This is a genomic window from Acidithiobacillus sp. HP-2, assembly GCF_015100155.1.
Taxonomy (GTDB): domain Bacteria; phylum Pseudomonadota; class Gammaproteobacteria; order Acidithiobacillales; family Acidithiobacillaceae; genus Acidithiobacillus.
Genome location: NZ_JACKZA010000028.1, coordinates 19646 through 27481 on the forward strand (window position 1 = coordinate 19646; position 7836 = coordinate 27481).

Below are 7836 nucleotides of genomic sequence, written 5' to 3' on the forward strand. Positions count from 1 at the left end.
AGTTTATTTAACGAAGAAAGAGTAGCAAGCGGATTTGGAAGCATTACGGATACAGTTTGATATAACTGGATAACAATTACCCTCAACTAACTTTAACCCGTTTAATGGCTATACCTGATATTGCCAAGCCAAATAAAGTGATAGCAAATAAAGCGAATATAGTGTAAGGAATATGATAATAACTGTGAATCCTGCTTCCAAAGTATCCATGATGGAAATAATCCACAGCATCAATCAATGGCCAGTAAAGAAGATAGCTACGATACGGCTCTGGAACGGCAAAAGTTGGGAAAAAAATACCACAAAATGGCAACATCAGATAAATAATAATATGCGAAGTTTTTTCAATAGTTTCACTAAGTTCGGCTAACCCTGCCATGATCATCACAAATCCAAAAGAAAACCAGATGATCAGCAAATAACCTAGAGCCATAGTCAGCAAATTTGCTGGAAAGTGGCAAATCCCTAACACGACAAAGATTGGAAACAAAAACAAAAAAACAGCCACGCCGCTAGCAAATTCCAAAAGAATACGAGAGTAAATAATGTCCATAGGGCGAATAGGCTGATGATGTAAGAGTGCTCGGTTGATCTGTAAGGCTCCAGTAACACGACCAGTCCCGTTTCTCCAGAAAAGTAGAGTCGGATAGCTCACGGCATACCACTCGGCAACATTGATCCCATCTATGTTTGGTTCTACCAATGAAAAAATTGTCATGACGCCAAGCACAAACAAGGCTGGTTCAGCAATCATCCATAACATCCCGAGCCCTTCTCGTCCAAATCTTGTAACTGTTTCTCGTAACATCAACGCCCAAATCACCCGTAATTGTAGGCGTAACTGAAACCAGAATGTTTCTTCGGTAGCTTTAGCGCTCATGGTGTTCCTTTACTCCTGCTACAAGGATACTCGCCACACCCCAAATTATTAAAGAAACGACCAATACCGCAAGAATATCTTCAAAGCGTTTGGGCTCTTGAGGCGCATCAGGCAGGTTCGGTCTACTGATGGTTTCCAGATACAGTTCCTGCTTCTGTGCCGTCATCCGCGCCTGTTCCAATGAAGTCACTGCTGCTTCCAGCAGCTTTTGCGCCAATAGCTGATTGACGGTCAGTCTTTCAAATTCAATATCCTTGCTGGCCAGAGATTCCCTGTCACCGGTCACCTTGGACTGTTCGGCGGTAATTTCACCCTGTAGGGCTTTGATACTGCTTTTAAGAACTGGTATCTGCGGGTTATCGGGGGCGTGGGCCACGATGGACTGCAGTTCGGTTTGCATGGCTATCAACTGGTCCTGCAACTTGCTGACCATGCCGAGTTGCAAACTGCTTTGTGCCGGTGGGCTGAAGACCCGGCGATTATTGCGATATTCAGCCAGCGCCAGGGTAGCATCCCGCAGCGTGCGTTTGGCTTGTTCGACATCCTGCTTGGCATAATACACAGCGCGGTGCCGGGCCGTTTCATTGAGCTGATTGACAATGTCCTGACTTTTTTTCAGGAGAAAATCGTTGATTTTCTGGGCATCGTGGGCGGTAAAGGCGCGTACTTTCAGTTCGCTGATGCCGTTGGTACTGTCCAGCGTATCCGCCACCATATTCTGGTAGTAACGCCATAACCGCACATAAGAGGAATAAGGATGAAAAATTCCCCCGAAACGGTTGAATATATCAATATGGTCGTTGCCATAAATCTGTTTAAGCGGATACAGCTTGTTGACCGCCATCATGCCGTCCCAGGACGAAATGTAGGAGCTGATGGTCTGTGCCGCACTGGTGGAGTTGCTGCCACCCAGATTACTGAGCAAAGAGGCCAGCCCACTGGAACTCATCCGTTGGTTGGGACTGTAGACCACAAAACGGGCCTCGCTTATGTAGATCGGCGATGCTATCAATCCAAAATACAGTATGGACAACCCCGTAGGGACCAGCACGATCCAGATGAAGAGCTTGTTCAGATTTTTGATTCGGGTCCAGAGGGCCTTGAGCACGCAGTCGTTTCCTGTTGGGTTTTGGTGTTAGACGGTGGTTGATGCAGCTTCGGTACGTCCGTAAATGTCATCAAAACGGACAATGTCATCTTCACCCAGATAGGCGCCGCTTTGCACTTCGATGAGTACCAGATCCATCATGCCGGGGTTTTCCAGACGATGCTGGCAACCTGCGGGAATGTAGGTGGACTGGTTGGTCATGATGAGTTTTTCTTCCTGACCGTTGACAATGCGGGCCGTGCCGGATACCACAATCCAGTGCTCGCTGCGGTGGTGGTGCATTTGCAGGGAGAGCTTCTCGCCTTTTTTGACGACAATGCGCTTGATTTTGAAGTGGTCGCCTTCTTCCAGCGTGGTGTAGGTGCCCCAGGGACGATGAACGGTGGCGTGGAGATCGACGGTGCTGTGTTTGCGGGCCTTGAGCTTCTCTACAATGGTTTTGACTTCCTGATCCCGGCGGCGGTCGGCCACCAGCAGGGCATCGGGGGTGTCCACAATCAGAATATCCTGCAAACCGAGAATGGCCGTGAGCCGATCAGGACTCTGGACGACGCAATTCTGGCTGTCCACCAGCACACAGTCCGGGGCGTGTACCTGATTCCCTTGGGCATCTTTGGCCATCAAAGAACCATAGCCACTCCAGGCACCCAGGTCGTTCCAGTCAAAATCTGCCTGCACTACGGCGACGTTGGGGGCTTTTTCCATGACGGCGTAGTCAATGGAGATGTCCGGGGCCAGGGCAAATTCCTGACCCAGTTCCCAGGTGTCGCCGTTGCGGGTGGCGGAAACGATGGCCGCCTGCACGGCTTCCAGCACTTCCGGGGCGTCGGTTTGCAGGGCATTGAGCAGACTGTCGGCGCGCATGCAGAACATGCCGGAGTTCCAGAGGTAGTCGCCGCTGTCGAGATAATCCCGGGCTTTGCTCTGATTGGGCTTTTCGACAAAACGGGCGACCTGATAGCCGCTGTCCAGAGCGGTGCCCTTCTGAATGTAGCCATAGCCGGTTTCAGGGCCGGTCGGGGTGACACCAAAGGTCACCAGATAGCCTTGTTCGGCAAGCTGCTGGGCTTTGTGTACGGCTTCGGCAAAGGCTTTGTGGTCATGAATGAGATGGTCCGATGGCAACACCAGCAGGATACTCTCCGGCCCAGCGACTTCCTGCGCCCAGAGCGCGGCGGCGGCCATGGCCGGGGTGGTGTTGCGTCCGGCAGGTTCGAGCAGGTAATGGACATTGCGCACGGTTTGGCCTTGCATGCGGGCACATTCGGCAAAGGTGTCGCGGGTCATGAAGTAGTAATCGCGGTTAGTCACCGTCAGCAATGGGGCATCTGCTTTGATGTCGATGACCCGGCGCAGGGTTTTCTGGATGAGGCTTTCGCCATCGGGCAGGGCCACGAAGGGTTTGGGGAAAGCCTTGCGCGACAAAGGCCATAAACGCGAGCCGGTGCCTCCGGAGAGGATGACGGGTACCAATGCCATTTGAGAAATCCCTCATTTGCGGTTAATCATTCAAAAACTGAGGCTTACCCCTGCTATGGTATTTTTGTAGTGCTGTTTGGGTTCATAATGCCTCAAGCTGGACCGATAACGCAAGTTTATGGGGTAGACATACTGCATTAAACTAACCCGGGTTTAACGGAGGCTTTACTCTGGGCAAACAGGCAGTAAGACGCAAAAAATCACCCAGCAGAAATTGCTAAGTGATTGTTTTATTTGGTGGCGCTTCAGGGATTCGAACCCCGGACACGCGGATTATGATTCCGCCGAAGTCCGTTTTTAGATCAACGGCAAACCAGATAAAGAATAATAAAACCGTTGCGTTATGTGTTATGCGATTCCCTGATATCCCCTGTAATTCCCGTTCTTGGTGTGGTGCAATTACGGTGCAAAATGACCTGCTGAGTCCCTGCCTGCGATGGACCACCCGCCATTCTGCTGTTTCATTGCCATGGTGAATCCTTTTCATCCGTTACGCTGTAACGTGATATTGCAATGCTATGGTTTAACGCGCAAGTCACCGTAACAGTCACGACCGTGCCGGATCGGTGGGGGCGCTACCCGACCCACTGCAAGACCCATAGATGGCTTACAAGGACATGGCAAGATTTGTAGTTGGAAATGGCACAGAGGCGAAATTGGAACGCTGCCGGACCACCATAACGCAGGGGCACCTCATCATAACGCATCCATCCGTCATGACTTCGGGGGATCACCCTTTGTGCGAGGTGCCGTCCATATAACAGGTGCCCGTGCTGCGTTGGGAACGCGTATGGAAACATGGGAAACGACTGGCACCATTTCTGACAATTGCCTAGAGGGACCACCAGCTATACCATCTGAACCAATAGACACACCATCAGATTAGAAAGGGGAATACTATGCCGTCAAAACAGGTCATACTCAATGCAGACGGAACCTATTCGCTACCTTTTTGGGGCGGTAAGTTCTGGACAAAGAAGATTACTGGTCGCGTGACTTACTCAAACGTAAACCACACAGAACATTACTCATCTTCCTATCAAACACTGGAAACCACTGTTTACTATGGTAGATCAGGTTACATAGGAAGTTTTAACAACACCCGTACACATACGGTAAATGGCACCCTAAAAAGCTCATACTTTTCCTTAAAAGACGATCAAGGAAATACACATACTGTTTATGTGGACAAACACATCGGCATTGCCATAAATGAAGGGGACTTGGTGACCGTCATTAAAAGCGATTCCATACGGCTCAGAGAAGCTACCACCAAAGACGATACCATTCACATGGATGTACAAGTAAAATATATTCTCAACCACACCACAAAGAGAAGCGTCTCACTACATGGTGAGTCACGCATCGGGTATGGTTTGATGAAATTCATAGAAGCCACAACAGCCTTCCCCATTGTCGCCGGTTTCTTTATTGCCCTGTTCGGTTATTTTTTAAGCAATATGATATTCGGTATCGGACTGGCATTGCTTATATCACCGTTTGTTCTAATAATCTTGGTCGCCGCGTACTTCTATGTGATCGGAAAAACAAAAGCAGATATACTGATTCCTTACTTTTCCATTGTCGCACGCTCAAACGATGGAAAAGTCTCTCAAGCTGAACTGAGCGAAGCCTATAAAAGTGGAAAATACTACATTTACCAGAAGAAAAACCGCTTTGTGGCCGCTGCATTGGCACTTTTCACCGGTGTCTTAGGCTTCCATAAGTTCTATCTGGGTTATTACAAGCAAGGCTTCATCATGCTGTCCATGATTGTAGCCATTGTCATTATAGGAAGTATCGACGATTGGAAAAGCAATAACATACTCATATCAATAATTCTATGGATCGACACGCTTATTGCCCTGATAGACGCTATCTTGTACGCCACCAAATCACAAGAGAAGTTTACAAAAGCCTATGTCATCGGAAAACGTCCTTGGTTTTGAACACCACTGCGAGGCATTGACATGATACACCCCATCACACAACCCGCCGCAATCGTGGCTAAACAGCCGCAGCAGACAAGCCATCACCACATTACCACAAATCAAGTGTATCGTGATTATATGCAAACAGGCAGCATCTATTACAGCATCAACGGAAAACAGCACCCGCCAGCCAAGGTTATTGCTACCACTAAAAGCCCTGTTTCCCTGACAGAAATACAAAAATCCGCAGAGAAATGGACTGAAAATGTTGAAAAAGCAGAGAAGAAACAACAATAAAGACATCCCATACAAAAAGCATCTCTTGTTTCACTGTTTAGATGGGGTGCTGGTACGAATAAAAAGCTATTCCTTTAAATAACTGGTGCCCTCTCATTGCGTGGGTGCCCATACATGACGTAGGGTGCCATCAACCAAAAAGGTGCCCATACATAACTCAAGGTGCCCACATATAACGCATCCGGCTGAAAAAGCGGATTCAATCAATAAAAAGCTATACCCTTTGAACTGCTCTCTTTATCTGGCGTTCCCTTTAATCAAAAACAAATAAAAATAATAGAGATATAACTTTATTGGTAGTGTAGTTTTACAGAGTGGATTATCTAAAGTCGGATAACACAGGCATAAACAGATATAGCTTTATAACCACAAAATCAACATCATCTTGTATGGGATAACGCATCTGGGCGGCGAATGTGCTATTTTAGGTAGCACATTCCACCGATGGTAAAGCTGTCAACCTTGTTGATTTGGGTCTGGCTTGTGATAATCAGCAAAACAATAAACATATTTATGCAGATTAATCATGTTTTCAATGTCATGACAAGCTGCAGCAATGCTGTACTTCGGTGAACCTAACTGCAAACCAGACTGCGGCCAAAAGGGCATTCCACCACTAATCTTGCTGCGTGCATAGTAATCCGGCGCTTCTTGATAAGTCGGCATAGTGGCAAACTTATGATTATAATAGGTAATCCAACCATCTACCTGCTTTCCGGGCAGAACCTTGATGTGAAAAGAATATCCGCCACTCGATGTTGCAAACTTGTGTCCTTTCCTATCAACGAAAAACATCGCCGAACCTTTATAATTTTGGTATGGATTTGCAGGGTATAAAAAAGGATTTTTGTTTTCTCTGGAATACTTTATCATGTTCCTAGAGGACATAATCATGATATTTAACTTATCACTTCCATCTTGTATCTGCTGCCGATACTGGTTTAACCATGCGTTAAACTCGGCAGCGTTACTTTCTTTGCCATAGCCATTATATTTGACCGAAAAGGTTTGAGTGGCATTATGAACCAGCACGGTTTCACCTGCATAAGCCAAAGGCGAACCCATAATAACGGATAAAACCGCAATGCTGATGATTTTCTTCATGTGTCTATCCTCGTGTACACTGAAATCGAACAACATGCATAGACTACAGGAATAGCATATAAAAATAACCAGCCGTATTACTTTGCCGGACATTGTGACAAAACACGGCCTATCTGGTCGGACTTCATCTTTACATGACGCGGGGATAACGCTTTGGCGATGACCTCGGATGGAAAGGACCCCCATACTTTTTTAGGGATGCGTTTTGGCAGGATACCCGCAGAAATAAGACGGTTACTCGTGGGGCAGAGAGGACTTTAATGCAGGCTACTAGGCATGATAATGCGGTTCAACCAGCGGATGCGGGATTTAACGCATCGTAGAGGTGCAAGCTTGGTGAGCACCCCGTACTTCTTTGATGGCGTAACGAAATCGGCTGCGGCCTTGTTGATTGTGCGGATTGTGCGAATGTGCGGGCCGATATACGGACATATATACTGAAACAGAAGATAGAGAATGAGAACCATTATCAATCTTGTCGAAACGCGTAACTTGTGTATTTTTCGCCGCACATCCGCACAACCATGCTAAACATGGAAAATATATAATAAAATCATATTGTTTGAAGGCAAAAAAGTGTGCGAAACAATCCGCACAAATCCGCACAATCCGCACACCAATAAAATCATTCAGTTACAGATAAAGTATGCCGCAACTATGAGTTTTCAGGATAGAGTATGCCATAACCATTTCTAACTAAGTATTCATAAATAAATAACTTGTACTCACTATATAGCGGGTATAGTCTTGCGGCATGGAAGCAGACGCACTGATAGCCGCTCGACACCAAGCGCTCGAAGGGATACTGGATGAGCGGCAGAGACGGCTATATGCGGCAGTAGAAGCGAAGGTGCTGGGTCATGGCGGTGTCAAGCGGGTGAGTGAGGCTACCGGAGTCGCGCGGGGGTCCATCATGGCGGGTCTCAAAGAGCTCAAGGATCCGGAGAACAGGCTCCCGCAAGGCAGAGTTCGTCGATCGGGTGGCGGGAGAAAAAGGCTGGTGGATCGCGATCCGGACTTGCTGGTGGCCTTGGAGG

The 7836-nt window shown here is 47.5% G+C and carries 6 protein-coding genes and 1 pseudogene; 3 read left to right on the forward strand and 4 right to left on the reverse strand.

Translation table 11 applies throughout. The features are described 5' to 3' along the window. Positions 1-82 precede the first annotated feature (82 nt). The 3 genes from H7F11_RS15500 to H7F11_RS15510 are packed head-to-tail and all read right to left on the reverse strand — an operon-like array spanning position 83 to position 3467. Positions 83-880: an ABC transporter permease gene (locus tag H7F11_RS15500; protein WP_193651721.1), complete on the reverse strand. Its 798-nt coding sequence runs from the start codon at positions 878-880 to the stop codon at positions 83-85. Next, positions 870-1988 (reverse strand): capsule biosynthesis protein, encoded by a 1119-nt coding sequence (locus tag H7F11_RS15505; protein WP_193651720.1) that lies wholly within the window; start codon positions 1986-1988, stop codon positions 870-872. The genes H7F11_RS15500 and H7F11_RS15505 overlap by 11 nt, the downstream gene beginning before the upstream one ends. A gap of 27 nt (positions 1989-2015) precedes the next feature. Then, on the reverse strand, positions 2016-3467 hold the full coding sequence (locus H7F11_RS15510; protein ID WP_193651719.1) for a mannose-1-phosphate guanylyltransferase/mannose-6-phosphate isomerase: 1452 nt from the start codon (positions 3465-3467) through the stop codon (positions 2016-2018). An 899-nt stretch (positions 3468-4366) separates the two neighbouring features. Between H7F11_RS15510 and H7F11_RS16885 the strand changes: the two genes are divergently transcribed. Together H7F11_RS16885 and H7F11_RS15520 are read left to right on the forward strand one after the other, a co-directional pair. Beyond that, the gene (locus H7F11_RS16885; RefSeq protein ID WP_227485573.1) at positions 4367-5416 is read left to right on the forward strand and encodes a TM2 domain-containing protein; all 1050 of its coding nucleotides are present in this window, start codon (positions 4367-4369) and stop codon (positions 5414-5416) included. Positions 5417-5437: 21 nt separating this feature from the next. After that, the gene (locus H7F11_RS15520; protein WP_193651829.1) at positions 5438-5695 is read left to right on the forward strand and encodes a hypothetical protein; all 258 of its coding nucleotides are present in this window, start codon (positions 5438-5440) and stop codon (positions 5693-5695) included. A 456-nt stretch (positions 5696-6151) separates the two neighbouring features. Here H7F11_RS15520 and H7F11_RS15525 read toward each other — a convergent pair whose 3' ends face one another. Next, the gene (locus H7F11_RS15525; protein ID WP_193651828.1) at positions 6152-6799 is read right to left on the reverse strand and encodes a hypothetical protein; all 648 of its coding nucleotides are present in this window, start codon (positions 6797-6799) and stop codon (positions 6152-6154) included. 754 nt (positions 6800-7553) lie between these two features. On the opposite strand from H7F11_RS15525, the pseudogene H7F11_RS15530 reads away from it, so the two are divergent. Continuing rightward, positions 7554-7836, forward strand: a pseudogene (locus H7F11_RS15530) (ISAzo13 family transposase); the annotation flags it as partial.